Origin of the sequence: Methylobacterium sp. 17Sr1-1 (assembly GCF_003173775.1) — a bacterium.
GTDB lineage: Bacteria > Pseudomonadota > Alphaproteobacteria > Rhizobiales > Beijerinckiaceae > Methylobacterium.
The window spans coordinates 3,210,001-3,235,593 of record NZ_CP029552.1 but is presented as its reverse complement, the minus strand read 5'-3'; the positions used below and the strand labels follow the sequence as shown (position 1 = coordinate 3,235,593).

The 25,593-nt window shown below is 71.1% G+C and carries 23 protein-coding genes and 1 pseudogene; 16 read left to right on the top strand and 8 right to left on the bottom strand.

What is annotated here, in order from left to right; all coding sequences use genetic code 11:
• Positions 1-42: 42 nt before the first annotated feature.
• Complete coding sequence (locus DK412_RS14560; RefSeq protein ID WP_109972516.1) at positions 43-2,424, bottom strand: methyl-accepting chemotaxis protein; 2,382 nt, start codon at positions 2,422-2,424, stop codon at positions 43-45.
• 130 nt (positions 2,425-2,554) lie between these two features.
• Positions 2,555-3,616 (bottom strand): SDR family oxidoreductase, encoded by a 1,062-nt coding sequence (locus DK412_RS14555; protein WP_109972515.1) that lies wholly within the window; start codon positions 3,614-3,616, stop codon positions 2,555-2,557.
• A 286-nt stretch (positions 3,617-3,902) separates the two neighbouring features.
• Here DK412_RS14555 and DK412_RS14550 point away from each other — a divergent pair, with 286 nt between their 5' ends.
• On the top strand, positions 3,903-5,765 hold the full coding sequence (locus DK412_RS14550) for a KUP/HAK/KT family potassium transporter (protein WP_245447757.1): 1,863 nt from the start codon (positions 3,903-3,905) through the stop codon (positions 5,763-5,765).
• Positions 5,766-5,998: 233 nt separating this feature from the next.
• On the opposite strand, the gene DK412_RS14545 is transcribed toward DK412_RS14550, so the two are convergent.
• Positions 5,999-6,430, bottom strand: a complete 432-nt coding sequence (locus tag DK412_RS14545; RefSeq protein ID WP_109972514.1) for a VOC family protein — start codon at positions 6,428-6,430, stop codon at positions 5,999-6,001.
• Positions 6,431-6,564: 134 nt separating this feature from the next.
• Here DK412_RS14545 and DK412_RS14540 point away from each other — a divergent pair, with 134 nt between their 5' ends.
• The 12 genes from DK412_RS14540 to DK412_RS14480 all read left to right on the top strand — a co-directional run bounded on the left by DK412_RS14540 (position 6,565) and on the right by DK412_RS14480 (position 18,162).
• Entirely contained in the window at positions 6,565-7,920 is a 1,356-nt protein-coding gene (locus tag DK412_RS14540) for an SAF domain-containing protein (protein ID WP_109972513.1), read from the top strand.
• A gap of 104 nt (positions 7,921-8,024) precedes the next feature.
• On the top strand, positions 8,025-9,371 hold the full coding sequence (locus DK412_RS14535) for an IS4 family transposase (protein ID WP_109971307.1): 1,347 nt from the start codon (positions 8,025-8,027) through the stop codon (positions 9,369-9,371).
• A gap of 788 nt (positions 9,372-10,159) precedes the next feature.
• The gene (locus tag DK412_RS14525) at positions 10,160-11,383 is read left to right on the top strand and encodes an ABC transporter substrate-binding protein (RefSeq protein WP_109972512.1); all 1,224 of its coding nucleotides are present in this window, start codon (positions 10,160-10,162) and stop codon (positions 11,381-11,383) included.
• Entirely contained in the window at positions 11,380-12,627 is a 1,248-nt protein-coding gene (locus DK412_RS14520) for a cytochrome P450 (protein ID WP_109972511.1), read from the top strand. The genes DK412_RS14525 and DK412_RS14520 overlap by 4 nt, the downstream gene beginning before the upstream one ends.
• Before the next feature lie 118 nt (positions 12,628-12,745).
• Complete coding sequence (locus DK412_RS14515) at positions 12,746-13,654, top strand: aldo/keto reductase (protein ID WP_109972510.1); 909 nt, start codon at positions 12,746-12,748, stop codon at positions 13,652-13,654.
• Positions 13,644-14,360 (top strand): NAD(P)-binding domain-containing protein, encoded by a 717-nt coding sequence (locus DK412_RS14510; RefSeq protein ID WP_109972509.1) that lies wholly within the window; start codon positions 13,644-13,646, stop codon positions 14,358-14,360. The genes DK412_RS14515 and DK412_RS14510 overlap by 11 nt, the downstream gene beginning before the upstream one ends.
• Positions 14,357-15,703: an MFS transporter gene (locus tag DK412_RS14505; protein ID WP_109972508.1), complete on the top strand. Its 1,347-nt coding sequence runs from the start codon at positions 14,357-14,359 to the stop codon at positions 15,701-15,703. The genes DK412_RS14510 and DK412_RS14505 overlap by 4 nt, the downstream gene beginning before the upstream one ends.
• The gene (locus tag DK412_RS14500; RefSeq protein ID WP_109972507.1) at positions 15,696-16,349 is read left to right on the top strand and encodes a class II aldolase/adducin family protein; all 654 of its coding nucleotides are present in this window, start codon (positions 15,696-15,698) and stop codon (positions 16,347-16,349) included. The genes DK412_RS14505 and DK412_RS14500 overlap by 8 nt, the downstream gene beginning before the upstream one ends.
• Before the next feature lie 59 nt (positions 16,350-16,408).
• Complete coding sequence (locus DK412_RS14495) at positions 16,409-16,792, top strand: MbcA/ParS/Xre antitoxin family protein (RefSeq protein ID WP_204165568.1); 384 nt, start codon at positions 16,409-16,411, stop codon at positions 16,790-16,792.
• Positions 16,779-17,513 (top strand): RES family NAD+ phosphorylase, encoded by a 735-nt coding sequence (locus tag DK412_RS14490; RefSeq protein WP_245447675.1) that lies wholly within the window; start codon positions 16,779-16,781, stop codon positions 17,511-17,513. Before DK412_RS14495 ends, DK412_RS14490 begins: the two co-directional genes overlap by 14 nt.
• Positions 17,514-17,536: 23 nt before the next feature.
• Positions 17,537-17,824 carry a DUF4926 domain-containing protein gene (locus tag DK412_RS14485; protein ID WP_245447673.1) on the top strand — a complete coding sequence of 96 codons (288 nt, stop codon included), beginning with the start codon at positions 17,537-17,539 and terminating at the stop codon, positions 17,822-17,824.
• The gene (locus tag DK412_RS14480; RefSeq protein ID WP_109972504.1) at positions 17,821-18,162 is read left to right on the top strand and encodes a DUF6883 domain-containing protein; all 342 of its coding nucleotides are present in this window, start codon (positions 17,821-17,823) and stop codon (positions 18,160-18,162) included. Before DK412_RS14485 ends, DK412_RS14480 begins: the two co-directional genes overlap by 4 nt.
• 33 nt (positions 18,163-18,195) lie before the next feature.
• Here DK412_RS14480 and DK412_RS14475 read toward each other — a convergent pair whose 3' ends face one another.
• Positions 18,196-19,140 (bottom strand): MBL fold metallo-hydrolase, encoded by a 945-nt coding sequence (locus DK412_RS14475; RefSeq protein WP_109975271.1) that lies wholly within the window; start codon positions 19,138-19,140, stop codon positions 18,196-18,198.
• Positions 19,141-19,492: 352 nt separating this feature from the next.
• On the opposite strand from DK412_RS14475, the gene hydA reads away from it, so the two are divergent.
• Entirely contained in the window at positions 19,493-20,989 is a 1,497-nt protein-coding gene (hydA, locus tag DK412_RS14470) for a dihydropyrimidinase (RefSeq protein ID WP_109972503.1), read from the top strand.
• Between the two features lie 57 nt (positions 20,990-21,046).
• Positions 21,047-21,451 (top strand): carboxymuconolactone decarboxylase family protein, encoded by a 405-nt coding sequence (locus DK412_RS14465; protein WP_109972502.1) that lies wholly within the window; start codon positions 21,047-21,049, stop codon positions 21,449-21,451.
• A 33-nt stretch (positions 21,452-21,484) separates the two neighbouring features.
• Here DK412_RS14465 and DK412_RS14460 read toward each other — a convergent pair whose 3' ends face one another.
• Positions 21,485-22,237, bottom strand: a complete 753-nt coding sequence (locus DK412_RS14460) for a fumarylacetoacetate hydrolase family protein (RefSeq protein WP_109972501.1) — start codon at positions 22,235-22,237, stop codon at positions 21,485-21,487.
• A gap of 10 nt (positions 22,238-22,247) precedes the next feature.
• Positions 22,248-23,825: a gamma-glutamyltransferase family protein gene (locus tag DK412_RS14455; protein WP_109972500.1), complete on the bottom strand. Its 1,578-nt coding sequence runs from the start codon at positions 23,823-23,825 to the stop codon at positions 22,248-22,250.
• A 302-nt stretch (positions 23,826-24,127) separates the two neighbouring features.
• Between DK412_RS14455 and DK412_RS14450 the strand changes: the two genes are divergently transcribed.
• Positions 24,128-24,367, top strand: a complete 240-nt coding sequence (locus DK412_RS14450; RefSeq protein ID WP_109972499.1) for a hypothetical protein — start codon at positions 24,128-24,130, stop codon at positions 24,365-24,367.
• A 3-nt stretch (positions 24,368-24,370) separates the two neighbouring features.
• Here the strand turns inward: DK412_RS14450 and DK412_RS14445 are convergent, their stop codons facing one another.
• Both DK412_RS14445 and cysC read right to left on the bottom strand, forming a co-directional pair.
• Positions 24,371-24,586: a hypothetical protein gene (locus DK412_RS14445; RefSeq protein ID WP_109972498.1), complete on the bottom strand. Its 216-nt coding sequence runs from the start codon at positions 24,584-24,586 to the stop codon at positions 24,371-24,373.
• 100 nt (positions 24,587-24,686) lie between these two features.
• A pseudogene (cysC, locus tag DK412_RS14440) lies at positions 24,687-25,274 on the bottom strand (adenylyl-sulfate kinase); the annotation flags it as partial.
• Positions 25,275-25,593 lie beyond the last annotated feature (319 nt).

The following is a 25,593-nucleotide window of genomic DNA, read 5'->3' as shown; positions in this document are numbered from 1 at the left end:
ACCCGCATCCCCCTGTTCCATCCCGTCCGTGACGGTCCGGCCTCAGGCCGCCTTCACGCCTTTGAGGAACTCCGCCACCTCGCGCTCCAGCTCGCCGGCATAGCGCCCGAGCCGATCCGCCGCGCCGAGCACCTCGGCCGCGGCGGCTCCCGTGCTGCCGGCCTCGCGCTGCACCGCCACGATGCCGGTCGTCACGGCCTGCGTGCCTTGCGCCGCGTGCTGGACGTTGCGGGCGATCTCCTGGGTCGCCGAGCCCTGCTGGTCGACGGCGCCGGCGACGCCCTCGGCGATCTCCGACATCCGCTCGATCACCCCGGAGATGTCGCGGATCGCCTGCACGACGCCGCCGGTGGTCTCCTGGATATGGCCGATCTGCTGGGCGATCTCGGCGGTGGCGCGGCTGGTCTGGCTCGCCAGGTCCTTGACCTCTGCCGCCACCACCGCGAAGCCGCGGCCCGCCTCGCCGGCCCGGGCCGCCTCGATCGTGGCGTTGAGCGCGAGCAGGTTGGTCTGGGAGGCGATCGAGGAGATCAGCGCCACGATGTCGCCGATCTGGTCGGCGGACTTCACCAGCCGCTGCACCGTCTCGTCGGTGCGGCGCGCCTGGTCGACCGCGTCGCGGGCGATGTCCGAGGACTGCGCCACCTGGGCGGCGATGCCGCCGATCGACACGGAGAGCTCCTCGCTCGCCGCCGCCACCATCTGGACGTTGGCGAGCGTCTGCTCGGCGGCGCCCGCCACCTCGACCGAGCGGCCGTTGGTGGTCTCGGCGGCCTGGGTCATGGCCCGCGCCGTCGCCTCCATGCCGGAGGCGGCCTCGCCCAGGGTCTCGGTCATCGCCACCACGTTGGCCTCGAAGGAGCGGGTCACGGCGTCGAGCCGCGCGGCCCGCTCGGCCTTGGCGGCGGCCTCGGCGGCGGCCGTCCGGTCGGCCGCCTCCTTGGCGAGCAGGGCCTCGCGGAACACCCGCACGGTGCCGGCCATCGCGCCGATCTCGTCGCGGCGGTCTTGCGCCGGCACCTGGGTGCCGAGGTCGCCGCCGGCCAGTGCCCGCATGGCGCCCGACAGCTGGTCGATCGGCCGGGTGATGCCGCGCCCGATCAGGAGGGCGAGCGCCGCCCCGATGGCGCAGGCGAGGCCGACGCCGCCGGCGAGCAGCCACACGGCCCGGTTGCGCTCGGCGGCGAGCTGGGCGAGCTCGCTCGCGCCGATGCCCCGCGCCGCCGAGACCAGCTCGGCCGCGCGCCGGTCGAGATCGGCGAAGATCTGTCCTTGCGCCTCGTTGGCCTTGACGATCTCCGGGATGCTGTCCTTGAACGCCCGCACCTTGGCGCCGAGGTCGCGCAGGACCGCCTGGGCGGCGGTGTCGATGTCGCCGTACTGGATCGTCTCGGCCTGGTCGATCAGCGCGGCGGCGGTCTCGTCGAGGGCCTTGGCGGCGCCGGCGTCGCGGGCCAGGATCAGGCGCTGCTCCAGCCGCTCGGCCTCCTTGGCGGCGGTGATCGCCTTGCCGCTGGCGACGAGCAAGCTCGTGCCCGAGGCGACCTTGTCCTGCTGCTGGCGCAGCGTCACCTGGGCGGCGGTCTGGGCGTTGTTCTGCGCCTGCTCGATCTGGCGCAGGCCGACGATCAATCCGCCGAACAGCGGCGCGAGCTCCTCCGTCCGCTCCGCCTTGCCCCCCGGTCCCATCGGCTCGTCGAGCTTGGCATGATACGCGTCGAGGGCCTTCAGCGCCGGCTCGACGGCGTCGGGCGAGGTCATGGCGCCGAGGCGGCGGAGCAGCACCGCGACCGAGTTCACCTTCGACTGGATCTCGAGCTTGCCGTCGTCGCCGTCGCCCGCCAGGTAGCCGACCTGCAGCACCTGCATCTCGAGCGCCGAGCGGATGGCGAAGGCGACCACGACCCCGGTGTTGGTGGCGCTCTTCTGGTCGGCCAGCGCCCGGTCGAGGGCCTTGCCGGCTTCCGCGAGCTGGGCCTCCTGCGCCGCGCCGATGCCGGCGACCGTCGTCTGCAGTTCGGTGATCAGGACGGCGTGACGGTCCTGGAGCCCGCGCTTCTCGCTCTTCTGCGCGCCGAAGGCCTTCACGGCGGCCTCGAAGCCGTCGAGGGCGCTGCCGATCCCGGCGGCGGACGCCGCCGCCTTCGGGTCGTCGGCGAGGCGGCCCGAGAAGGCGCCGGCGCTCGTTCGCACCCGGCCGATCGCCGCCTTGAGCGCGTCGTCCCGGCGCGCGTCGTCGCTCTTGAGGGCACGGTCGGTGGCGAGCGCCAGATCCCCGATCTCGCCGGCCAGGAGCTGCGCCGCGTTGGCCGTGTCGACCCGCCGGGCGAAGCCCGTCAGGCTCTGCCAGCCGATCGCCGCGACCGCGACCGTCAGCAGGAGGATGAGGCCGAACCCCCCGAATACGCGCGCCCTGATGGACATTCTCTCGTGTCTCCTTGTCAGAGTCACGGTATCGGCAGGGTCTGAAGCAATTCCTACTATATCGGCGCGACTTAGGATTGACCGCAGGTATTCTGCGTCCGAGGGCCCGGCGCCGGGGCGCCGGGCCCTGTCACGGGATCAGCCGGTCGGCGCGCAGGCGCCCAAACAGGTCGAAGAAGGCGTCGTCGGTGGGCTGGTAGTCGAGGAAGCCGAGGCGGCGGCTCTTGCTCATGTCGGTGACGACCTCGATCGGCCGGCCGAGATCGGCATCGGTGTGCCAGGGCGAGGCGAGGCGGTCGAGATCCGGCTCGGCGAGGTTATGCTTCTTCGCGATCTCGGCCCAGAGGGGAGCGTTGCCGGCCATCTGCTGCTCCAGCGGCCGCACCGTGCCGTCGAAGGGCGCCGGCTCGATCCCGAACCAGGCGGCGAGGCGCCCCCACATCCAGCTCCAGCGGAAGACGTCGCCGTTCACCACGTTGAAATCCTGGTTCTCGGCCTGGGGCGCGGTCGAGGCCCAGAGCAGCTGGCGGGCGAGCAGCCGCGCGTCGGTCATGTCGGTGAGCCCGTTCCACTGCATCGCCGAGCCGGGAAAGCGGAACGGCCGCCCGGTCTCGCGGCAGAGCGTGGCGTAGACCGCGAGCGTGGTGCCCATGTTCATCGCGTTGCCGACCGCCTTGCCGATGATCGTGTGCGGGCGGTGCACGCTCCACGAGAAGCCGTCGCGCTTCGCCGCGGCGAAGACCTCGTCTTCTTGAGCGTAGTAGAAGTTCTCGACCGGCAGCCGGCCCTGCTCCTCGCGGAACGGCGTCTGGGGCACCGCGCCCTTCCCGTAGGCCTCGAACGGGCCGAGATAATGCTTCAATCCCGTCACCAGCGCGACGTGGCGCACGCTGCCGGCCGGCCGCAAGCCGTCGAGGAGGTTCTTCACCATCGCGCCGTTGACCCGGATCATCTCGGCCTCGGTCGGCCGGCGCATCCAGGTCGAGAGCACCACACGGGTCGGCCGGTGCGGCGCGAGGGCCTGTTTCAGGCTGTCGGGGTCCTGGAGGTCGGCGGCGACCGGCACCACGCCGTCCTGCGCCGGCGGGGTGCGGGCGAGCCCGAGCACGCGCCAGCCGGCCTCCCCCATCACCGTCGCCGCGGCGCTGCCGACGATCCCGCTCGCGCCGACGATCAGCACGGTCTCCGTCATGTGCGGCTCCTCTGTTCGTTCCTGGTCGGCGGGACAACGCCCGTCGGGCGGGTGGGTCCCGCGCCGCAATCGCGCCCTGCCGCCAGGGCATAGCTTCTTCGCCATAGGCCATGACCGGGCGGAGCCCGACGCGGAGATCCGCGTTCCTTGACGCGGCAGCGGGGCCTTGAGCGCCCGGGCATGCCGGCGGAGGCGACCCGTGGGCCAGCTCATCGGCACGGAGGACGAGGCCTCGTCGAACGAGGCGTCGGCCCGAAAGGCACAGGCGCACGAGCCGGCGCGGCGGCTGAAGCCCGCGCTGCTGCTCGGCGCCCTCGGGGTCGTCTACGGCGATATCGGCACGAGCCCGCTCTACGCCTTCAAGGAGGCGGTGCGGGCGGCCGGGCACGGCCAGGCCGAGCCGGCGGCGGTGATCGGCGCGGTGTCGCTGATCCTGTGGGCGCTCATCATCGTGGTCTCGCTCAAATACGCGGTGCTGATCCTGCGGGCCGACAACCACGGCGAGGGCGGCATCGTGGCGATGCTGGCGCTGCTCGGTGCTCGCCACGCCGAGCCGCGCAGCTGGGCCGGCCTTCTCCTCATCGTCGGTCTCGTCGGCGCCGCGCTCCTCTACGGCGACGGGGCGATCACCCCGGCGATCTCGGTGCTCAGCGCCGTCGAGGGCCTGAAGGTCGAGGCCCCTAGCCTCGCCCGCGCGGTGGTGCCGATCACCCTCGTGATCCTGGTCGGGCTGTTCCTGATCCAGAGCAAGGGCGTGGCCTTCATCGGGCGGATCTTCGGACCGGTGATGCTGGTGTGGTTCTGCGTCCTGGCGCTGCTGGGCCTAGGCGGCATCCTGCAATCGCCGCAGATCCTGTCCGCCCTCAACCCGCTGAAGGCGGTCGACTTCCTCACCCATGCCGGCTGGGGCGTCAGCTTCGCGATGCTCGGCGCCGCCTTCCTGGCGGTGACCGGCGGCGAGGCGATGTACGCCGATCTCGGCCATTTCGGCGCCCGGCCGATCCGGCTCGCCTGGTTCGCCCTGGTGCTGCCGGCCCTCGTCATCAACTATTTCGGACAGGGCGCGGTGCTGCTCGCCGAGCCCGACGCGATCGAGAACCCGTTCTACCGCCTCAGCCCCGACTGGGCGCATTATCCGCTGATCGGGCTCGCCACGCTCGCCACCGTCATCGCCTCGCAGGCGATCATCTCCGGCGTGTTCTCCCTGACCCAGCAGGCGGTCCAGCTCGGCTTCCTGCCCTATATCCGCATCATTCACACCGCGCGCGAGGAGCGCGGCCAGATCTACGTCCCGATCGTCAACTGGCTGCTCGCCGCCGCGACCTTGAGCGCCGTCCTGATCTTCGAGACCTCCGACGCGCTCGCCGGCGCCTACGGCATCGCGGTCTCGCTGCTGATGGCGATCACGACCCTGCTCGCCGGGCTGATCGCCCGGCGCTGGGGCTACAACCTCCTCCTCGTCCTCGCGGTCAACGGCCTGTTCCTGGTGATCGATCTCGTGTTCCTCTCGGCCAACAGCGTGAAGGTGCTCGAGGGCGGCTGGTACCCCCTGGTGCTCACCGCCATCGTCGCCGTGACGATGCTGACCTGGCTCCAGGGCACCCGGCTGATCGAGGCCTACCGGGTCGGCGCCCGCCAGGACGAGGCCGTGTTCCTGGGGCGCTTGCGCGACGACCCGCCGATCCGCCTGCCCGGCGCGGCGGCGTTCCTGTCGGCGGCCACCAAGGGCATCCCGCTCCACATGACCCGCTTCCTGGAGCGCAGCCACGCCCTGCCGTCCCGCTGCACCATCGTCACCGCGCTCTACGAGGAACTGCCGGTGGTGCCGGAGGCCGAGCGCGCCGAGGTGACCCGGATCGCCCCCGACCTCTACCGCGTGACGCTCCGCTACGGCTTCATGGAGGAGGCCTCGATTCCCGAGGGGCTGGCCTGCGCGGTGGCGCATCGCGGCCTGCCGGCCGACTTCGTCGAGGACGTCACGGTCTTCGTCGGCCACGAGACCGTCATCCCCAAGCGCAACCACCAGGGCATGGCGACGTGGCGCGAGACCCTGTTCGCCTTCATGATGCGCAACGGCGAGCGCACCGGCGCCTTCTTCTGCGTGCCGACCCGGCAGGTGGTGGAGGTGGGGACGGAGATCGAGATCTGAGGTTTGGGCTCGTCTCTCGCGACGGAGCCGACATCCTCCAGGTCATTCCGGGGCCGCGCAGCGGAGCCCGAATCCAGAAACTCAGGTGACGCCGGACGAGGCGAAAGACGTTCCGCTCTATTCTGAGCATCCTGCGGTTCTGGATTCCGGGCTCCGCTTTCGCGTCCCCGGAATGACGCTGTGGGTTGTGAATGGCGTCAGCCCGGTTCCTCGAAGGAAGTGTAGTGCGTCTCTCACGTACCCACCGCCCGCTCCCCCAGCTTCGCCCCGAGCCGCAGCAGGTAGCCGTCCGGGTCCTGCACCAGGAACTGGCGCTGCCCGACCTCGACGGTACCGGCCCGGTACCAGGCATCCTCGACCGCCATGTACAGCGGCCAGCCGGCCTCCTCCAGGCGCGCCAGAATAGGCTCCACCGCCGGGACGCCGATCTCGAAGTTGATGCCGCGCCCGAGCGGCGCCTCCAGCGGGCCGGTCTCCCATTGCCGCGAGGCGGGGTTGCGCGTCTCCAGCATCACCTGCGCCCCGTCGAGGTCGAGATAGGCGAAGCCATCCTCGGGCCGGTCGTAGGCGACCCGGAACCCGATCAGGTCGACCCAGAAATGCAGGCTGGCCGCAAGGTCGGTGATCAGCAGTTCCGGGGTCAGCCGCGCGAAGGTGAAACCCATGCCTCTCTCCCTCTCCCGGCCCGCGCCCGGCACCGGTTGACCCCAGGCTGCCGATCCCCGACGGTTCCCGCAACGGCGCCCGCTGAGCGCCGAACGATCGGGCAGGCGGCCGCAGGGCCGCCCAGGGAGGGGACATGAGCCTGTACCACAAGCTCGCCGCGCGGGCGGAGGCCGGCAATCCGGTGCGGATCGGCGTGATCGGGGCCGGCAAGTTCGGCTCGATGTTCCTGTCGCAGGCGCCGCGAACGCCGGGGCTGCACGTCGTCGGCATCGCCGATCTGGATCCGCAGCGGGCGAAGGCGGCGCTCGCCCGGGTCGGCTGGCCGGCGGAGCGCTCGGAGGCGAGGAGCGTCGCCGAGGCGATGCGGACGGGCACCACCTTCCTCACCGACGACGCGGAAGGGCTGATCGCGGCGGACGGAATCGAGGTGATCGTCGAGGCGACCGGGCATCCGGGTGCCGGCATCCGCCACGCGCTCGCCTGCTGCCGCCACCGGCGCCACATCGTGATGGTCAACGTCGAGGCCGACGCCCTCGCCGGGCCCCTCATCGCCCGCCGGGCGGCGGAGGCCGGCATCGTCTACTCCTTCGCATACGGCGACCAGCCGGCCCTCATCGCCGAGATCGTCGACTGGGCCCGCACCGCGGGCTTCCGGGTGGTCTGCGCCGGCAAGGGCACGAAGTACCTGCCGGTCTACCACGCCTCGACCCCCGACACGGTCTGGGGGCATTACGGCTTCTCGGAGGAGCAGGTCGCCGGCGGCGACTTCAACCCGCAGATGTTCAATTCCTTCCTCGACGGCACCAAGTCGGCGCTGGAGATGGCGGCGGTGGCCAATGCCTGCGACCTGACTCCGCCGCCCGCCGGCCTCGCCTTCCCTCCTTGCGGCGTCGACGACCTGCCGACCCTGCTGCGTCCGGAATCCGCCGGCGGCATCCTGCCGGTCGACGGCACGGTCGAGGTGGTGTCGTCGCTCGAACGCGACGGCCGCCTGGTGTTCCGCGACCTGCGCTGGGGCGTCTACGCCACCTTCGAGGCGCCCTCCGACTACGTTCGCAAGTGCTTCTCGGAGTACGGCCTGAAGACCGACCCGAGCGGGCGCTACAGCGCGATGTACAAGCCCTACCACCTGATCGGGCTCGAGCTCGGGCTCTCGGTCGCGAGCATCGCCGTGCGGGGCGAGCCCACCGGCACGACCAGGGGCTTCTCCGGCGACGTGGTGGCGACGGCCAAGCGCGCCCTGAAGGCCGGCGAGCGCCTGGACGGGGAGGGGGGCTACACCGTCTACGGCAGGCTGATGCCGGCGGCCGATTCGCTGAAGGCCGGCGGCCTGCCGATCGGGCTCGCCCACGGCCTCACCCTCACCCGCCCGGTCGCCGCCGGCCGGCCGGTGTCGTGGGACGACGTCGCGTTCTCGGCCGACGACCCGGCGATCCGCTTCCGGCGCGAGATGGAGGCGGTGTTTCGGGGTGGGGCGGGAGCGGGGTGAGGCGCCGCCGCTTCCAACCCTCCCCCCTCTGCGGGCTACGGCCTTGACGGAAATGGTTCGGCGTCTGTGAGTTGGGCGTCTTTGCGGTTCAGCGAGGACAACCGATGCGAGGCTTTGGATCGGGCGACGTACGCACCGAGGCCCGGGGGGCGTGGCTGTTTGAGCGGATCGTCACCACCGGCAGCGTGGTGCTGAGCACGGTGGGCGGCAGCGAAGCCGGTACGGCGGCCGCCCATCGCTACCTTTCCTCGCCCTGCGCTGACTGGCAGGGCATCCTGCAGGCTTTTGCAGCCCGCACGGCCCAGGCCTGCGCCGGGCGTCCGATCGTGGCCGTCCAGGACACGAGCGAGATCAACTTCACCCCAGCTGCTGCTGGCCGCCATGGCCTGGGGCCGGCCGGCAACGGCCGCAATCCCGGCTTCTTCCTGCACCCGGTCATCGCCGTCGATGCCGAGGACGAGGCGGTGCTGGGCTTGGTCGACGCCCAGCTCTGGACCCGCGCCGCCCGCCAGACGGCGCCACGTCACCGGCGGCCAGTCGAGGACAAGGAGAGCCAGCGCTGGATCACCGGAGCGGCCGCTGCCGCGACGGCTTTGGCCGACACGGCCCGGAGCTTGATCGTGGTCGCCGACCAGGAGGGCGACATCTACAGCCACTTCGCCCGTCGGCCCGCGGGCAGCGATCTTCTGGTGCGGGCACGCCATGACCGGCCACTGGTTGAAGGGGGCAGCCTTCAGGACAAGGCGTCATGGCCCGTCGCGACAACCGGCACCGTGGAGGTGCCGGCTCGCCCTGGGGTGCCGGCCCGCATCGCCAAGGTGAGGCTGCAGGCCGGACCGGTCGAGGTGGTCCGTCCCTCCGGCCCAGGCGCCCGCGAGCCGGCCAGCCTGAGGCTGCATGGCGTCTGCGTGCAGGAACTCGAGCCGCCTGTGGGCGTGACGCCCTTGTGCTGGCGGCTTCTGACGACGCGGGCGGTGCCGGATGCCGCCGCCGCGCAGGACATGGTGCGGCTGTACCGGTTGAGGTGGCGGATCGAGGAGGTGTTCCGCGCTCTCAAGCGCGACGGGCTCGGCCTGGACGAGACACAGGTGCGGGTGCCAGACAAGCTGTTCCGGCTGAGTGCCTTGGCGCTGGGAGCCGCCGTGCGGATCCTGCAGTTGGTCGATGCCCGCGACGGCAGCCGACGACCGATGCAGGACGTTCTGGATAAGGCGGCTCTGCCAGTGGTCGCGGAACTGGGGCGGGCCTGCGAGGGCAGCACGGACCGCCTGCGCAACCCTCACCCCGTCGGCAACCTGAGCTGGTTAGAGTGGATCGTGGCCCGCCACGGCGGCTGGAACGCTCCCAACTCGCCACCCGGTCCCAAGGTCGTCGCGCGCGGATGGGAGCGCTTCTCGGCCATGCTCGCCGGTGCCCTCCTCGCGAGAGACTCACTTCCGTCAAGGCCGTAGCTCTGCGGGGGAGGGGGCCCCACGGAGTGGGGCGGGAGAGGGGACGCCGCTTCCGGATATGACTGAGCCGTTCTGTAGGGCGCGAGCTGAACCAGCGTCGCGCTGCCCCTCTCCCGACCTGCTCCGCAGGCCACCCTCCCGGCCGAGGCCCGGGATGGTCTGGGCCGAGACCTGGAGCCAGGTGCCGCGATGCTCGAACTCGAACGGCCGGGTCTGGGCCTGGTGGCGGGCGATCCCGCTCGCGACGTATTCCTCGATGTAGGGAAGCTCGTCGGAGGTCAGGCGGGTGCGGTAGAACCGCAGCAGGTTCTCGCGGTAAGGCTCGCCGGCATGGACGAAGCCGTCATGCTCGGGGAAGAGGTACAGGAAGGTCTGGTTCCAGGCGAGCGTCCGGTCCTCGGCGTCGAACGCGCACAGGCCGATGTCGAGGCCGTCGAGCAGGTCGGCGAGGAGACCGAGGCTCGGCTTGGCTTCAGCATGGCTCGGGCTTCAGCATGCGGGCGACCTCGGTGGCTCGTCTCGGCGTCGATGCCGGCCGTCACGACCGGCGGCGTGGACCGTTGCGGCCGAGGCGGGCCGTACCGTGCTTGCCGGCCCGGCCCAAGGTCCCGCGACCCGGGTTCTCGAGGCCCAGCGTCCCACGAACAGGTTGACGTCGTCCTGCCGAAGAACTCGCCGACAAACCCGTCGAAGAGCCCTTGCCAGACCGGCCCGGATCGGCTGTGAAGGCAGACGTGACGACAGGGCGACCACGCGCGGACGACGCGGGCGCCGGGAGGAGCCGACCGATGATCCGTTTCACCACCGCCCTGGGCGGAGCGCTCCTCGCGCTCGCGGCGCTGGCCGGTCCCTTCGCGGGTCCCGCCGCGGCGCAGATTTCCGACGACGTGGTGCGGATCGGCGTGCTCACCGACCTCTCGGGCCCCTACGCCGATAGCGGCGGGCGCGGTTCGGTGGCGGCGGCCGAGATGGCGGCGAAGGACTTTGGCGGCAGCGTGCGGGGCAAGCCGGTCGAGATCGTCTCGGCCGACCACCAGAACAAGCCGGACGTGGCCTCGTCGATCGCCCGGCGCTGGTACGACGTCGACAAGGTCGACGCCGTCGTCGACCTGCCGGTGACGGCGATCGCGCTGGCCGTCCAGGCGGTCGCCAAGGAGAAGAACCGCACGGTGATGATCACCGCCGCGGCGACCTCCGACCTCACCGCCAAGACCTGTTCCCCGGTCAGCTCGCACTGGACCGACGACACCCACGCGCTCACCGCCGGCACGGCTCGGGCGGTGTTCGAGCGCGGCGGCAAGTCCTGGTACTTCATCACCGTCGACCACGCCTTCGGCCACGCCCTGCAGAAGGAGGCGACCACGGTGGTCGAGGCGCTCGGCGGCAAGGTGGTGGGCACCTCGCGCCACCCGATCAACACCGCCGACTACTCCTCCTTCCTGCTCCAGGCCCAGAGCTCGGGGGCGGACGTGGTCGCCTTCGCCAGCGTCGGCGACGACTTCACCAAGGCGGTCAAGCAGGCCGACGAGTTCGGCCTGACCGGCGGGCGCCAGACGCTGACGGGCTTCCTCGTCTACGTCACCGACATCAAGGGCCTCGGCCTGCCGGTGGCGCACGGCCTGACCTTCTCGGAGGCGTTCTACTGGGACCAGAACGATGCCGCCCGCACCTTCGCCAAGCGCTTCTTCGAGCGCACCGGCGCGATGCCGACGAAGAACCAGGCGCTGATCTACACCGCCGTCACCCACTACCTGAAGGGGGTCGACAAGGCCGGCACCGACGAGGCGGTGGCGGCGAACGCCGCCATGCGCAGCCTGCCGGTGGCGTTCTTCGACCACCCGGCCACCCTGCGGGCCGACGGGCGGCTCCTCTACGATCCCGTGCTCTACCGGGCGAAGGAGCCGAGCGCGTCCAAGGGGCCGTGGGACCTCTACGAGGTTTTGCGCACCATCCCGAAGGAAGAGGCGTTCCTGCCGATGAACCCGGCCTGCGCGGGGAACGGGCGCGGATGACGAGCGGTCCCGCTCTCGCCCAAGGGTTCGACCTCCGGCGCTTGCCGGAGGGCTTCATCGAGGATCCCTATCCGGTCTACGCGGCGCTCCGCGCGCACGCGCCGGTCCACGTGATGGGCCGGACGTCCTCGGGCGAGGCCCAGATCCTGCTCTCCCGCTACGCCGACCTGGAGCGGGTCTACAAGGACGCCGCGACCTTCAGCTCGGACAAGACCGTCGAGTTCGGCACCAAGTTCCGGGTGGCGGAGGAGGGAGCCTGCCCGCTCTACCGCCACCACACGACGAGCCTCGTCTTCAACGATCCGCCGCGCCACACCCGGGTCCGGCGCATCATCGCCGGGGCGCTGACGCCGCGGGCGGTCGCCGCGATGGAGCCCGGCATCGTCGCGCTGGTGGACGGCCTGCTCGACGCGGCCGCTTCGCGCGACACCATCGACCTGATCGAGGATTTCGCCGCCGCGATCCCCGTGGAGGTGATCGGCAACCTGCTCGGGGTGCCGCGGGCGGAGCGCGGCCCCTTGCGGGACTGGTCGCTGGCGATCCTCGGCGCCCTCGAACCGGTGCTGTCGCCGGAGGTCGAGGCCGCCGGCAACCGGGCGGTGACCGAGTTCCTGGACTATCTCGCGCACCTCGTCGAGGATCGCCGCCGCCGCCCGGGCGACCCGGACAAGGACATCCTCACCCGCCTGATCCAGGGCGAGGTCGGCGGCGAGCGGCTGTCGCCGGAGGAACTGCTCCAGAACTGCATCTTCATCCTCAATGCCGGGCACGAGACCACCACCAACCTGATCGGCAACGGGCTCCACCTGCTGACCGGGCACCCCGAGGCGCGGGCCCGCCTGCTCGCCGAGCCGGACCTGATGCGCAAGGCCGTGGAGGAGATCCTCCGCTTCGAGAGCTCGAACCAGCTCGGCAACCGCGTCGCGACGACCGCTTTCGCGATCGAGGGCCGCGACTTCCCGGCCGGCACCCAGATCACGCTCTGCATCGGCGCCGCCAACCGCGACCCTGCGCATTTCGCCGATCCCGACACCTTCGACGTCGCCCGCGACCCCAACCGCCACCTCGCCTTCGCGAGCGGGATCCACCAATGCGTCGGCATGGCGGTGGCCCGGCTGGAGGGCCGGATCGCACTCTCGCGCTTCCTTGCCCGCTTCCCGGATTACCGCCTCGACGGCGCGCCGGTCCGCTCGCAGCGCGTGCGCTTCCGCGGCTTCCTGCGGTTGCCGGCGCGGCTGGGGTGAACAGAGCTTCCCTCAGACGCGAGTGACCTCAAGCGCTTGTGTGCGGGCGCGGCGTGGGCGAGCCCCCCGCCGCGCCCTAATCTTGCGCCGGCGATCGACGAGCCGAAGGGATCCTTGCATGAAGCTCCACCGCCGCGCCGTGCTGGCCGGTACCCTGGCCTCGGGCCTGCTCCCGGGCCGCCTTCTGGCGCAAGGCGAGGGGCTGCTCCGCCGCCCGATCCCCTCGACCGGCGAGACGGTGCCGGCCATCGGCATCGGCACCTCGCGGCGCTACGACGTGGCGCCGGATTCGGAGGCGCTGGCGCCGTTGCGCGAGACGGTGGCGACGTTCGTCGCGAGCGGCGGCACGGTGATCGACACCGCGCCGGATTACGGCCGGGCCGAGGAGGTGCTGGGCCGGATCCTGAAGGACACCGGTCTGCGCGAAAAGATCTTCCTGTGCAGCAAGGTGGCGGCGCGTGGGCGCGAGGCGGGCCAGGCGCAGATCGAGCAATCGTTCCGCCGCCTCGGCACCGACCGGATCGACCTGATCGCGGTCCACAACCTGATCGACCCGGAGGCGCAGCTGCCGCTCCTGCGGGAGCTGAAAGAGAAGAAGCGCATCCGCTATCTCGGCGCCACGACCTGGGCCGAGAAGCAGTACGGCGATCTCGAAGCGCTGATGAAGGCCGAGAAGCTCGACGTGATCCAGGTCAATTACGCCGTCGATGCCCGCCAGGCCGCCGAGCGCATCCTGCCGCTCGCGCGTGAGCGCGGCATCGCCGTGATGGTGAACGTGCCGTTCGGCCGCGAGCGGTTGTTCAACCTGGTGCGCGGCCGCGAGCTGCCGCCTTTCGCGGCGGAGTTCGACTGCCGGAGCTGGCCGCAATTCTTTCTCAAATACGTCCTGTCGCACGAGGCGGTGACCTGCCCGGTGCCCGGCACGGCGCAGGTCCGCTACGCCGAGGACAATCTCGGCGCGGCCCGCGGCCGCCTGCCCGACGCCGCCGCCCGCCGCAAGATGGAGGAGTTCATCGATGGCCTGTGATCGCCGCACGCTCCTGCGCGCAAGCGCGTTCGTCCTGGCGCTCGCCGCCGGTCCCGCTCTCGCGCAGCAGGACTCGAAGATCCCGATCGCGGTGATCGGCGGCGGCAATATCGGCGGCACCATCGGGGGCTTGTGGGTCAAGGCCGGCCACCCGGTGATGTTCGCCTCGCGCCACCCGGAGGACCTGAAGCCGCTGGTCGAGAAACTGGGACCGCTCGCCAAGGCGGGCACGGTCGAGCAGGCGCTCGCCTTCGGCGACGCGGTGCTGATCGCGGTGCCCTACAAGGCCTATCCGGAGCTCGGACAAACCCATGCCGGCCTCCTGAAGGGCAAGGTGGTGCTCGATGCCGGCAACGCCACCAAGGCGCGGGACGGGGAGCTGGCGGCCGAGGCCGAGAGCGCCGGCATCGGCGCCACCTCGGCGAAGTACCTGCCCGGCGCGCGGCTGGTGCGGGCCTTCAACGCCGCGAATTACCGCCTCTTCGCCCAGAGCGCCCATCGCAGCGGCGCAAAGATGGCGGTGCCGATCGCCGGCGACGACAGACAGGCGCTCACCGTCGCGGCGGCCCTGGTGCGCGATGCCGGCTTCGACCCGGTGGTGGTCGGCGGCCTCGACGCGGCGCGGCAGTTCCAGATGGGCGCCCCGAACTACGGCCGCGACGTCACCGGCCCCGAGGCCCGCAAGGCCTTCGGGGTCGCCGAATGAGCGCGACCCCCGGCGCCGCCTCTTCTGCGGAGGCGGCGCGCGCCGGCCTCAGGGTGCCGGCCTGGCTGCGCCGCCTCACCGACGTGCGGCCGGAGGAGGTGCCGGCCCTCGGCTGGGCCTGGCTCTACATCTTCGCGCTGCTCTCGTCCTACTACGTGATGCGGCCGATCCGCGACCAGATGGGGCTGGCGGGCGGGCTCGAGAACCTGCCCTGGCTGTTCACCGCCACGCTGGTGGGCATGCTGGTCCTCAACGTGCCGTTCGGCTGGCTGGTGCGCAAGCTGCCGCGGGCCCGCTTCATCCCGATCACCTACCGCTTCTTCGCCGCCAACATCCTCGTCTTCGCGGTCGTGCTCTACCGCGCCGGGCCGGAGGATACGGTGTGGATCGGCCGGGTGTTCTTCGTCTGGCTGTCGATCTTCAACCTGTTCGTGGTCTCGATCTTCTGGGCCACCATCGTCGACGTGTTCGACACCGAGCAGGGCAAGCGGCTGTTCGGCTTCATCGCGGCCGGCGCGACGCTCGGGGCCATCACCGGCTCGGCCTTCACGGCGGTGCTGGCCCGCGACGTGCCGATTCCCTTCCTGCTGCTGGCGGCGGCGGCCCTCCTCGAACTCGCCGTCGTCAGCATGCGGGGTCTCGCCCGGATCTCGGACGCGCTGTCGCGCGAGCCGGGGGCGGCGGCGCAGGCGATCGGCGGCAGCCCGTTCGCCGGCATCAGCCGGGTGCTCGGCTCGCCCTACCTGCTCGGCATCTGCCTGTTCCTGCTCCTGTTCTCGATCACCTCGACCTTCCTGTACTTCGAGCAGGCCGGCATCGCGAAGCGCAGCTTCCCCGATCGCGGCTCCCAGACGGCGTTCTTCGCCTCCGTCGACCTCGCGGTGAACGTGCTGACGCTCGGCATCCAGCTCTTCCTCACCGGGCGGATCGTGCGCCGGCTCGGCGTCGGTCTCACCCTGGCGATCCTGCCGCTCGTCAGCGCGCTGGGCTTCGGGCTGCTCGCGGTGGCGCCCACCATCGCCAGCGTGGTGGTGTTCGGCGTGCTGCGCCGGGCCGGCAACTTCGCCATCGCCCGGCCGGTGCGCGAGGTGCTGTTCACCGTGCTGCCGCGGGAGGACCGCTACAAGGCCAAGGCCTTCATCGACACGGTGGTCTACCGCCTCGGCGACCAGGTCGGCGCCTGGTCCTACGGCCTGGTCGGGTTCCTGGGCTTGAGCGCCACCGCCCTCTCGGTCCTGGCGGTCCCGCTCTCCTTGGCCTGGCTCGTCAACGGGCTCTGGCTCGGGCGCCGGCAGGACGCTATGGCGAAGGAGCGGAGCGCGACGGAGGCGGAGAATGGCTGAGACCGAGGCGAGCTTGCGTGCGGCGATCGTCGCGACCTGCCGCAGCATGGCCGAGCAGGGCCTGAACCAGGGCACCTCCGGCAACGTCTCGGTGCGGTTCGGCGACGGGCTGCTCATCACCCCGTCGGGCCTGCCCTACGAGGAGATGACGCCCGACGACATCGTGCCGATGACGATGGACGGCCGGACCGACCACGCGCTGTCGCCCTCCTCCGAGTGGCGCTTCCACCGCGACATCCTGCGGGCCCGCCCCGACGTCGCGGCCATCGTCCATGCCCACCCGACCTACTGCACCGCCTTCGCGATGTGCCGGAAGGACATCCCGGCGGCGCACTACATGATCGCCGCCGCCGGCGGGCCGAATGTGCGCTGCGGCGGCTACGCTTTGTTCGGCACCGAGGAACTGTCGCAGCGGGCGCTGGAGGCGCTCCAGGACCGCACCTGCTGCCTGCTCGCCAATCACGGCATGATCGCCACCGGCCCGACCCTGGCGAAGGCCCTGTGGCTCGCGGTCGAGCTCGAGACCCTGTGCCGGCAATACGCCGTGGCGCTCCAGGTCGGCCGACCGCACATCCTCAGCGAGGCCGAGGTGGCGGAGGCGATGGAGCGGTTCAAGTCCTACGGGCCGCGGCCGAAGGCGGGGTGAGCGGCCCTTTCCTCTGAAAGGTTCATGTCCTATATTTTCCTCAGAAAGAGGACATGACCATGCTCAAGTCCGTCACCCAGCCCGACCGGGCGCAGCGCGAGGCGCAGACCGTCAGCAAGGCGGTCGTGCGGGCCGCCGCCGCTCTCGGCCTCAGCAACCGAGCTCTCGCCGGCATCCTCGGGCTGTCCGAGGCCTCGGTCTCGCGCCTGACCCGGGGCGAGTTCGTGCTGGATCGCCAGGCCAAGTCGTTCGAGCTCGCCGTGATGCTGATCCGCCTCTACCGGTCGCTCGACGCGGTCACCGGCGGCGATCCGGCCATGGCGGCGGCGTGGCTCAGGGGCGAGAACACGGCCCTGCACGCCGTACCCCTGGACCTGATCCAGACCGTCGAGGGCCTGGTGAGCACCGTCCTCTACCTGGACGCCCGGCGTGCCGTCATTTGAGACCCGGGCCCTCACCGGTACCTGCTGGCGCCTTGTCGAGGCGCAGCACCTCGTCGCGACGATGAAGCTGACGGACACGCTCGACGAGCAGCAGATCCTCGAAGAGCTGATCGAGGCGTCCAAGCCGCCGATGCCGGCGGAATGCCGGTCTCTCGACTACCTCCTGTCGGCGCCGTTCCGCTACCGGCCCTACCCGCACGGCTCGCGCTTCCGGCGCGCCAACCAGATGGAGGGCGTGTACTACGCGGCGGAGGCCGTCGAGACCGCCGTCGCCGAGGTGGCGTTCTACCGCCTGCTGTTCTTCGCCGAATCGCCCGGGACGCCCTGGCCGGAGAACCCGGCCGAGTACACCGCCTTCTCGGCCCGGTTCGCGGCCGACCGGGGGATTGACCTCACCGCTGCGCCCTACGCCGGGCAGGCGGAGACGTGGTGCCACCCGACCGATTACGGACCGTGCCAGGCCCTCGCGGATGCCGCGCGGGCCGACGGCGTGACGGCGATCCGCTACGCCTCGGTGCGTGATCCCGGCCGGGGCGCCAACCTCGCGCTCCTGACCTGCCGGGCCTTCGCGAGCCGCCGCATCGTCGCCCGGCAGACCTGGCGCATCCATCCCGGACCGGCGGGCATCCGCGCGATCCGGGAATTTCCGACCCTGCGCCTCGGCTTCGCGCGGGAGTCCTTCGACGACCCGCGCCTCGCCGGGATGGTCTGGGAGCGCTGACGGAATCGATGGGGTGAGGAGCGTTGCTCGACCTCTCCGTTGAGCGTACCTTGTCGGACATGAGCCACATGTCGACGACCTTCGTGCTGACAACCGATGCGCCCTCGGCGATCCGGGAACTGGACACGGCGCGGTTGCTCGTGCCGGTCACGGACGATGACGGTCACGAGGTGCCGGCCGGCTCGGTCGGCACGGTCGTCGGAGTGTGGAACCAGGGCGAGGCCTACGAGGTGGAGTTCGTCGTGCCTTTTCAGGCTCTGGCCACGGTCGAAGGCGGGCAAATCGTTCGGGTGTCGGATACCACGCCGTGACGGGTGGACCGCCATCCAGCACGCAGTTCAAGCTCGATAGCGCGAAGATCACCGGCTACCTTCTGGATCCCGACCATCCGGCCGGCGGACCCAAGGCCAGGTTCTTCCTGCGCTTCGGCTTCTCGCCTGAGGCCCCGGAGGTACTGGCCGAAGCGCTCCTCCGCCATCCCTCGCCGTCCCGCCTTGTCCGGTCCGCGCCCTCCGTCCATGGCATGAAGCACATCTACGACGGGCCGACCCAGACACCGGACGGGCGCACTCCTTCGATCCGCATGGTCTGGATCGTCGATCGAACCGGCTTCGCGAGCTTCGTGACGGCCTACCCGTCGAAGGAGTGAGCCGGCGCGATGGATCGCGCCGGCCTGAGCCCCCTACAGCTCCATCTTCATCGCCTGCGGATAGTACCGGAACCCGCCCTGGCCGTTCTCCGCGACGTGGCCGATGCCCGGCCAGGCGAAGTGATAGGCGAGCACCGGGATCCGGTTCTTCGCCAGCATCGTCAGCATCCGGAGCCGGGTCTGGGCCGACTGCTTCGGGTCGGTGTCGTAGGCGAACTCGGTCAGCGGCTTCTCCATCAGCAGCACCGGATGGTGCGTCAGGTCGCCGAGGTAGCAGAGGCTGTCCTTGCCCGAGGTGATCATGAACATCGTGTGGCCGATGCTGTGGCCCGGCGCCGCCAGGGCCTGGATGCCGGGCAGGAATTCCTGACCGTCCTTGACGAAGACCAGCCGGTCGCGGATCGGCAGCAGGTTCTTGCGCGCGGTATCGAGGAAGGCGCTGAACGAGGCCGGCACCTTGCCCGGGTCGGTCCAGTAGTCGAAATCGGCCTGGGAGATGTAGAACTGGGCGTTGGGGAAGTGCGGCACCCCGTCGTCGCCGACGCAGCCGCCGCAATGGTCGACATGGGCGTGGCTCATCACCACGGCGTCGATGTCCTTCGGGTCGATGCCGGCCTGGCGCATCGTGGTCAGAAGCTTGCCGGTGGTCGGCCCGAACAGCTTGAGCGAGCCCATGCCGGTATCGAACAGCACCAGCTTGCTGCCGGTGTTGAGGATCAGGATGTTCTGCTCCAGCACCGCGTTCGAGAGCGGCAGGAAGTTGTTGGTGAGCTGCGCATCCATCTCGGCCGGGGTGAGGCCGAGGAAGTTGGCGTGGGGGTCGCCGAGCGGCAGGGTGCCGTCGGAGACCATCGTCGCCTCGGCATCGCCGAGGGTGAAGCGGTAGAAGTACGGGCTCTGGCTGCGCAGCATCGGCGCCTTGGCCTGCGCCACGCCCGGCAGCCCGGCCGTCACCGCGGCCGCCGCCGCGCCGAGCATCAGGCCGCGCCGGCTGGGAGACGGCAAGCTTTGGCTGTCCAACCGAATCGTCATCTGAGTTTCCTCCACGCTGCACCGTGGGCGCCCTTATGCGCGCGCTCGATCGCGGGACGTCCCTCGGCGCGAGCGCGGCCGGTCACCTCAGCGGTACCGTAGTTCTCCGCCGGCTGGATAAGCTTGTCAAACCGGTCGTTAGGTCATGTGCCGCCGGTGCGGGCACGCGGCCGGCATCCCCGCCCGAATGGTGGGCCCCCTGCGCAAACCCCCGGCAGGCAGGGCCTTCGCCCCGGCACCCGAATTGACAGCCTTCCCGGCCGGTTCCTACACCGCTGGCAACGAGGGAGGATCCGCGATGTCGAGCCACGATTGCGACTACGACCTGGTGGTGCGCGGCGCGACGCTCGCCGGCCCGGCCGAGGTGTTCGAGTGCGATCTCGGCGTGCGCGGCGGGGTGATCGCGGCCGTTGGCCGGAACCTGCGGCGTGGGCACGAGGAGATCGACGCCAAGGGCCTCGTCGTCACCCCGGGCGGCCTCGACCCGCACTGCCACATCGAGGAGCCCTCCGAGGGCGGCGGCGTGCAGGAGGAGAGCTTCGCCAGCGGCTCCGCCGCCGCGCTCGCCGGCGGCACCACCTCGTTCATCTGCTTCGTGCCGCAATGGAAGGGCCACCCGATCGCCGCGACGGCGACGGATTACGAGGTCCGCGCCCGGGCCTCGCGCGCCGATTACAGCTTCCACCAGATCATCACCGACCCGACGCCCGACGTGCTGGAGCGGGAGGTGCCGGCCCTCGTCGCGCGCGGCATCCGCAGCCTCAAGGTTTTTCTCACCTACGATCCCTTGCGCCTCACCGACGGGCAGTTCCTGGAGGTGCTGGCGACCGCGCGGCGCCTCGGCGCCTTCGTGACGGTGCATTGCGAGAATTACGACGCCATCGGCTGGCGCATCCGCGCCCTTCTCGCGGCCGGCCTCACCGACCCGCTCCAGCACGCCTGGGCCCGGCCGCCGGTGGTCGAGCGCGAGGCGACCCACCGGGCCATCGCGCTCGCCGAGCTCGTCGACCAGCCGATCCAGGTCTTCCACGTCTCCTGCGACGAGGCGGCGGAAGAGATCGCCCGGGCGCGCGCCCGCGGCGTCAAGGTCTGGGGTGAGACCTGCCCGCAATACCTCACCCTCTCGACCGACGACCTCGCGAAGCCGAACTTCGAGGGCGCCAAGGTGGTGTGCTCGCCGGCTTTGCGGGCGCCCGGCGAATCGGAGCGGATCTGGGCCCGCATCCGCGAGGGCACCCTCGACGTGGTCTCCTCCGACCATTGCGGCTTCTCCTTCGCCAAAGCCAAGCGCGATCCCGGCAGCAGCGGCTACGGCCAGGGCGGGGCAGGGGCCCGGCCCGACGGCATGCCGGCCTTCAACGCGATCCCGAACGGCGTGCCGGGCATCGAGACCCGGCTGCCGGTGCTCTTCTCCGAGGGCGTCTCGGCCGGCCGCATCGACCTGCCGACCTTCGTGCGCCTGACCTCCACCAACGCCGCCCGCCTGTTCGGCCTCGCCGGCCGGAAAGGGACGCTGGCGCCCGGTGCCGACGCCGACCTGGTGCTGTGGAACCCCGACGCCGAGAAGATCCTGACCAACGCCGACCTGCACCACGCCATCGACTACACGCCGTGGGAGGGCATGCGCCTCAAGGGCCTGCCCACCATGACGATCCGGCGCGGCGAGATCGCGGTGCGCGACGGTGAGGTCCTCGCCGAACCGGGCTCCGGCCGCTTCCTCGCCCGCGGCCCCTACGCGCTCGCGACCCCCTCGGGCCGGGTGCCGGACGGCTTCGACGCGGCGGCGCGGCGCTGACGCCCTCGACGCCGGACGCCGCCTGATGGATCCTGCGCGCTCCACCGGGAGGAGCGCATGGCGACCGTGAGATTGTGGAGCGACGCGGAGGCTGAAGGCCATCCCCGCGTCAAGGCGGTGTTCGACGACATCCGGGCGGCGCGCCGCTCCGACTTCATCAACAATTTCTGGCGTGCGCTCGCCAACCAGCCGGCGGTCCTGGAACGGACCTGGGCCGACCTGAAGCAGGTGATGGCGGCCGACGGCGCCCTCGACCCACTGACCAAGGAGCTGATCTACATCGCGGTCTCGACCGCCAACGGCTGCAGCTACTGCATCCACTCCCACACCGCCGCGGCCCGGGCCAAGGGCATGACCGAGGCGCAGTACGGCGAGCTCCTGGCGGTGATCGGCATGGCGAACCAGACCAACGCGCTCGTCACCGGCCTGCAGGTGCCGGTGGACCGGGAGTTCCAGGTGTGAGGGAGAGCGACGCCCGCGGGCGTCGCTCTCACCCTATTCGATCGCCAGCGTCACGCTGCCCAGGCCGGGGAACTCCGCCGTCATCCGGGTCGGCGCCGTGACGAAATCGGTGCCGGTGCAGGAGCCGGTGGTGACGACCTGGCCGGCCTTGATCCCGCCCAGCGACCGCGCGCCCTCGTTGGCGAGCCAGACCAGCAGGCGCACCGGATCGACCGCCGAGTTGCCGCCGACCTTGTCATGGACGACCCGGCCGTCGAGGGTGAGCCGCACGGGCTGGGTCACCGGGTCGAGGCCGCGCCACTCCGTGAGCCCGGGCCCGAGCACCAAGACGCCGTGATTCTGCTGGTCGGCGCGCTGGCTGGGGGCATCGACCGCGCCGAAGGTGGAAAACCGCGTATCGGCGATCTCGATCGCCGGATGCATCGTGGCGACCGCCGCCAGCACCGTCTCGCGGTCGTAGGGCCCCAAATCCGGCGGCAGATCGCGGCCGAAGCGGTAGGCGATCTCGGCCTCCGCCCCGATCACGTGGAACAGTGAGGCCGGCAAGACGTCGGTCTCGAAGATCGTCTCGGCGTGGAGCGCCGCGCGGGCCGGAGTGGCGGTGGCGCTCGGCGCGCCGACCTTCCAGCCGGCGACCGGGCCGAGAACGCGGGCGACCGCGTCCTGCACCGCGTAGGCTTCCGCCTCGCTGCCCGGCCGGGCGCCCTCCGGAAGGGCGTCGAGGCGGGTGCCCGAGCGGCGGGCGTCGAGGAGTGCCGCCGCGGCGGCGTCGATGTCCAGTGGCATGACGATCCCCTCAATAGCCGAGCGCGCTGCCGTCCTTGCGCGGGTCGGAGCCCGCGGCGAGCACCCCGCGCTCCCGGTCGATCCAGATGATCTGGCCGCCACCGATCGGGCCGGAGGCCGGGATGAGGCGGTGGCCCCGCGCCTCGAGGCCGGCGACCACCTCGGGCGCGAAGCCCGGCTCCATCTCGATCCCGCCGCCATAGGCGAAGCTGCGCGGGGCATCGAGCGCCTCCTGCACGTCGAGGCCGCGGTCGAGGATGCCGGTCAGGAGCTCGACATGGCCCATCGCCTGGTAGTGCCCGCCCATCACGCCGAAGGGCGCCACCGCCGCGCCGTCCCGCATCAGCATGCCCGGGATGATGGTGTGCATCGGCCGCTTCCTCGGCCCGATCGTGTTCGGGTGGCCGGGATCGATGCGGAAGGACAGGCCGCGATTGTGCAGCAGGACCCCGCTCTCCGGCGCGGTGATGCCGCTGCCGAAGCCCTGGAAGATCGAGTTGATCAGCGAGAGCGCGTTGCCGTCCCGGTCGACGACGCTCAGGTACACCGTGTCCTTGTGCGCCAGTTCGGGCCAGATCACCGGCTCCTGCGCGCGGGCCATGTCGATCGCCCCGTGGGCGCTCGCCCGCCAGGCTTCCGACAGCAGGTGCTCCACCGGCACCCGGTTCAGCACCGGATCGGCGAAGAGCGCGTCGCGGTGGTGATAGGCCTGCTTGCAGGCCTCGGCGAAGAGGTGGACCCGGTCGAGCTCCGGCAGGCCCGCGATATCGTAGTGGGTGAGCACGTTGAGCATCATCAGCACCGCGAGGCCCTGGCCGCTCGGCGGACACTCGTAGACGTCGTAGCCGCGGTAGCGCGTGGTGACCGGGGTGACGACCTCGGGTGCCGCCGAGGCGAAGTCCTCCAGCGTGTGCAGGCCGCCGAGATCGCGCAGGCGCGCGACGATGTCCTCGGCCACCGGCCCCTCGTAGAAGCCGCGCGGGCCGTGTTCGGCGATGCGCCGCAAAGTGGCGGCGAGCTTCGGATGCCGCATGATCGTGCCGACCTCCGGTGCCCGCCCGTCGATCAGGTAGGTGGCGGCGGAGGCCGGATCGCCGGCGACGCGCTCGACGCTGCGCGACCAGTCGAGGGCGACGCGGGGCTGGACCGGGTAGCCGTCCTCGGCGTAGCGGATCGCCGGCTGCAGCAGCTCGCCGAGGCTGCGGGTGCCGTGATCCTCCAGGAGCTTGCCCCAAGCGGCGACCGCCCCCGGCACCGTGACGGCGTGGGGCGAGGTCGGGGTCAGGGTGATGCCGCGCTCGAGGAACCAGGCATCGTGCGCCGCCGCCGGGCTGCGGCCGGAGCCGTTGAGCGCGACCGGCGTGCGGGCGCCCTTCGGCGCGTAGAGGGCGAAGCAGTCGCCGCCGATGCCGGTCATCAGCGGATCGACCACGCATTGCACCGCCACCGCGGCGATGCCGGCATCGACCGCGTTGCCGCCCGCGCGCAGGACCTCGATCGCCGCGAGGGTCGAGAGCGGGTGCGACGTCGCGACGGCGGCGTTGGCGGCGTAGACGGGCGAGCGCCCGGGCTTCGAGAAATCCCTCACCGCGACGTTTCCTCCTGATGCGTGAACCGGTTGCGCCACGAGGTGGCGTCGGCCTGGCCCCGGTTTAGGGGCGGCGTCGATCCCCGTACAGGGTATTGCCGTCGGGGAGCCGCGCGGGCCGGCCGCTTTCATGCATCAGGCATACCATCGGGACATGGCGCCCGAACGAGGCGCGGGCCCAAGCCCCCCATGCGCCGGGGCATCGTCCGTGCTATGGAGCGGCCGGCGCGAGCCCGGCACGGAGCCGGGACCGCGCGGCGCGGCCCTTCCGCCGCCCCGAGACGAGGTTCCAGGGCATCGCCATGCAGGCTGAGATCCCGATGCGCCGCGTGACGGCGATTCGCTGCTATCCCTCCGGCGAGCGCGACGATCCCGATCAGCGCGTGCTCAACGTGCTCGAATGCGGCCACGTCGTCAGCTTCGAGGGCGCGAACGCGGTCGCCGCCCTGCTCGCCAAGCGCCAGCTCTGCCTCAAATGCGCCGAGGAGGCCAAGATCGAGGCCAAGTCCGAGGCTTCGCCAGAGGCGTCGCCGCCGGCCTGATCGTCAATACGTCGCCATCGCCTGCGTCATCATCGCGACGAGCTGGTCCGGATCGGACGCGTTCTGGATGCCGGCGACGATCAGCAGGCAGACGGCCAGGGCGAAGACCAGGTAGGTCAGGATCGGCGTCAGGGTCTCGGCCCAGCGCCGGGCCGCGTGGATGGCCAGGCAGCCTGCGGTGAATCCGGCCGCCTCCGCCACGGGTATCAGCTCGACCATCTCTTCGCTCCGTCGCCACGTCATGCTGCACTGCAACATAGCGTGACGCCGCGGGCGGGACCACCGTCCGGCGCGCATCCGCCTCATGCGGTGCGGACAGTTACGGAGCGCAGGTCGTGATGCCCCTCCGCCGCAGCGCGTCCAGGACCTGACCGGCCAGCGCATCGACGCCGTCCACGTCGGTCCGCAAGTGAATCTCGGGCGATTCCGGGGGTTCGTAGGGCGAGGAGATGCCGGTGAAGTTCGGGATCTGCCCGGCGAGGGCGCGGGCATAGAGCCCCTTCGGATCGCGCCGCTTGCACAGGTCGAGAGGCGCATCGACGAAGACCTCGAGGAACTCGTCCGGGCCCACCAACTGGCGCGCCAGCATCCGCTCGCGCCGGAACGGCGAGATCAGCGAGCAGATCACGATCAGCCCGGCCTCGAGCATCAGCTTGGCGACCTCCGCCGTCCGCCGGATGTTCTCGACCCGGTCGGCATCGGTGAAGGCCAGATCCTTGTTGAGCCCGACGCGCATGTTGTCGCCGTCGAGCAGCATGGTGTGATGACCGCACCGCCACAGCATCTCCTCGACCCTGTTCGCCACGGTCGACTTGCCGGCGCCGGACAGGCCGGTCAGCCAGAGGATCACCGGCTTCTGGCTCTTCGACTCCGCCCGCACGGTCTTCCCGAGCGTGGCGACGGTTCGAAGCACCGTCGGAGCGGCGGGCCGCAGGGAGCAGACGGGAGCGACGGGTTGGTCCGCGGAGACGGCGACCCCCTGGCGATCAAGGCGACCTGGCATTCGGCATGGTTCGTTCGTCGGATTCGGGACGTTCTTCCGGAAGTTGCGAACGCCCGTCAAGCGCTGCCCTTCTGGCTGTATCTGCTCCGTATCCGATCGTATCGGCCCGACCCGGTCCCGGGCCCCTGGGAGGCCGTCGCGGGCCCGGGAGGGGAGGAGGCTTGTCGCGGGAGCGTCACAAAGGAGTTGACGGGGGAAAAGGCGGGGCCTATACGACCACCCA

Excerpts from the sequence above, each read along its gene's own strand:
- DK412_RS14560 (WP_109972516.1), bottom strand. The coding sequence starts at position 2,424 with ATGTCCATCAGGGCGCGCGTATTCGGGGGGTTCGGCCTCATCCTCCTG.
- DK412_RS14555 (WP_109972515.1), bottom strand. The coding sequence starts at position 3,616 with ATGACGGAGACCGTGCTGATCGTCGGCGCGAGCGGGATCGTCGGCAGC.
- DK412_RS14545 (WP_109972514.1), bottom strand. The coding sequence starts at position 6,430 with ATGGGTTTCACCTTCGCGCGGCTGACCCCGGAACTGCTGATCACCGAC.
- DK412_RS14540 (WP_109972513.1), top strand. The coding sequence starts at position 6,565 with ATGAGCCTGTACCACAAGCTCGCCGCGCGGGCGGAGGCCGGCAATCCG.
- DK412_RS14535 (WP_109971307.1), top strand. The coding sequence starts at position 8,025 with ATGCGAGGCTTTGGATCGGGCGACGTACGCACCGAGGCCCGGGGGGCG.
- DK412_RS14525 (WP_109972512.1), top strand. The coding sequence starts at position 10,160 with ATGATCCGTTTCACCACCGCCCTGGGCGGAGCGCTCCTCGCGCTCGCG.
- DK412_RS14520 (WP_109972511.1), top strand. The coding sequence starts at position 11,380 with ATGACGAGCGGTCCCGCTCTCGCCCAAGGGTTCGACCTCCGGCGCTTG.
- DK412_RS14515 (WP_109972510.1), top strand. The coding sequence starts at position 12,746 with ATGAAGCTCCACCGCCGCGCCGTGCTGGCCGGTACCCTGGCCTCGGGC.
- DK412_RS14510 (WP_109972509.1), top strand. The coding sequence starts at position 13,644 with ATGGCCTGTGATCGCCGCACGCTCCTGCGCGCAAGCGCGTTCGTCCTG.
- DK412_RS14505 (WP_109972508.1), top strand. The coding sequence starts at position 14,357 with ATGAGCGCGACCCCCGGCGCCGCCTCTTCTGCGGAGGCGGCGCGCGCC.
- DK412_RS14500 (WP_109972507.1), top strand. The coding sequence starts at position 15,696 with ATGGCTGAGACCGAGGCGAGCTTGCGTGCGGCGATCGTCGCGACCTGC.
- DK412_RS14495 (WP_204165568.1), top strand. The coding sequence starts at position 16,409 with ATGCTCAAGTCCGTCACCCAGCCCGACCGGGCGCAGCGCGAGGCGCAG.
- DK412_RS14475 (WP_109975271.1), bottom strand. The coding sequence starts at position 19,140 with ATGCTCGGCGCGGCGGCGGCCGCGGTGACGGCCGGGCTGCCGGGCGTG.
- hydA (WP_109972503.1), top strand. The coding sequence starts at position 19,493 with ATGTCGAGCCACGATTGCGACTACGACCTGGTGGTGCGCGGCGCGACG.
- DK412_RS14465 (WP_109972502.1), top strand. The coding sequence starts at position 21,047 with ATGGCGACCGTGAGATTGTGGAGCGACGCGGAGGCTGAAGGCCATCCC.
- DK412_RS14460 (WP_109972501.1), bottom strand. The coding sequence starts at position 22,237 with ATGCCACTGGACATCGACGCCGCCGCGGCGGCACTCCTCGACGCCCGC.
- DK412_RS14450 (WP_109972499.1), top strand. The coding sequence starts at position 24,128 with ATGCAGGCTGAGATCCCGATGCGCCGCGTGACGGCGATTCGCTGCTAT.
- DK412_RS14445 (WP_109972498.1), bottom strand. The coding sequence starts at position 24,586 with ATGGTCGAGCTGATACCCGTGGCGGAGGCGGCCGGATTCACCGCAGGC.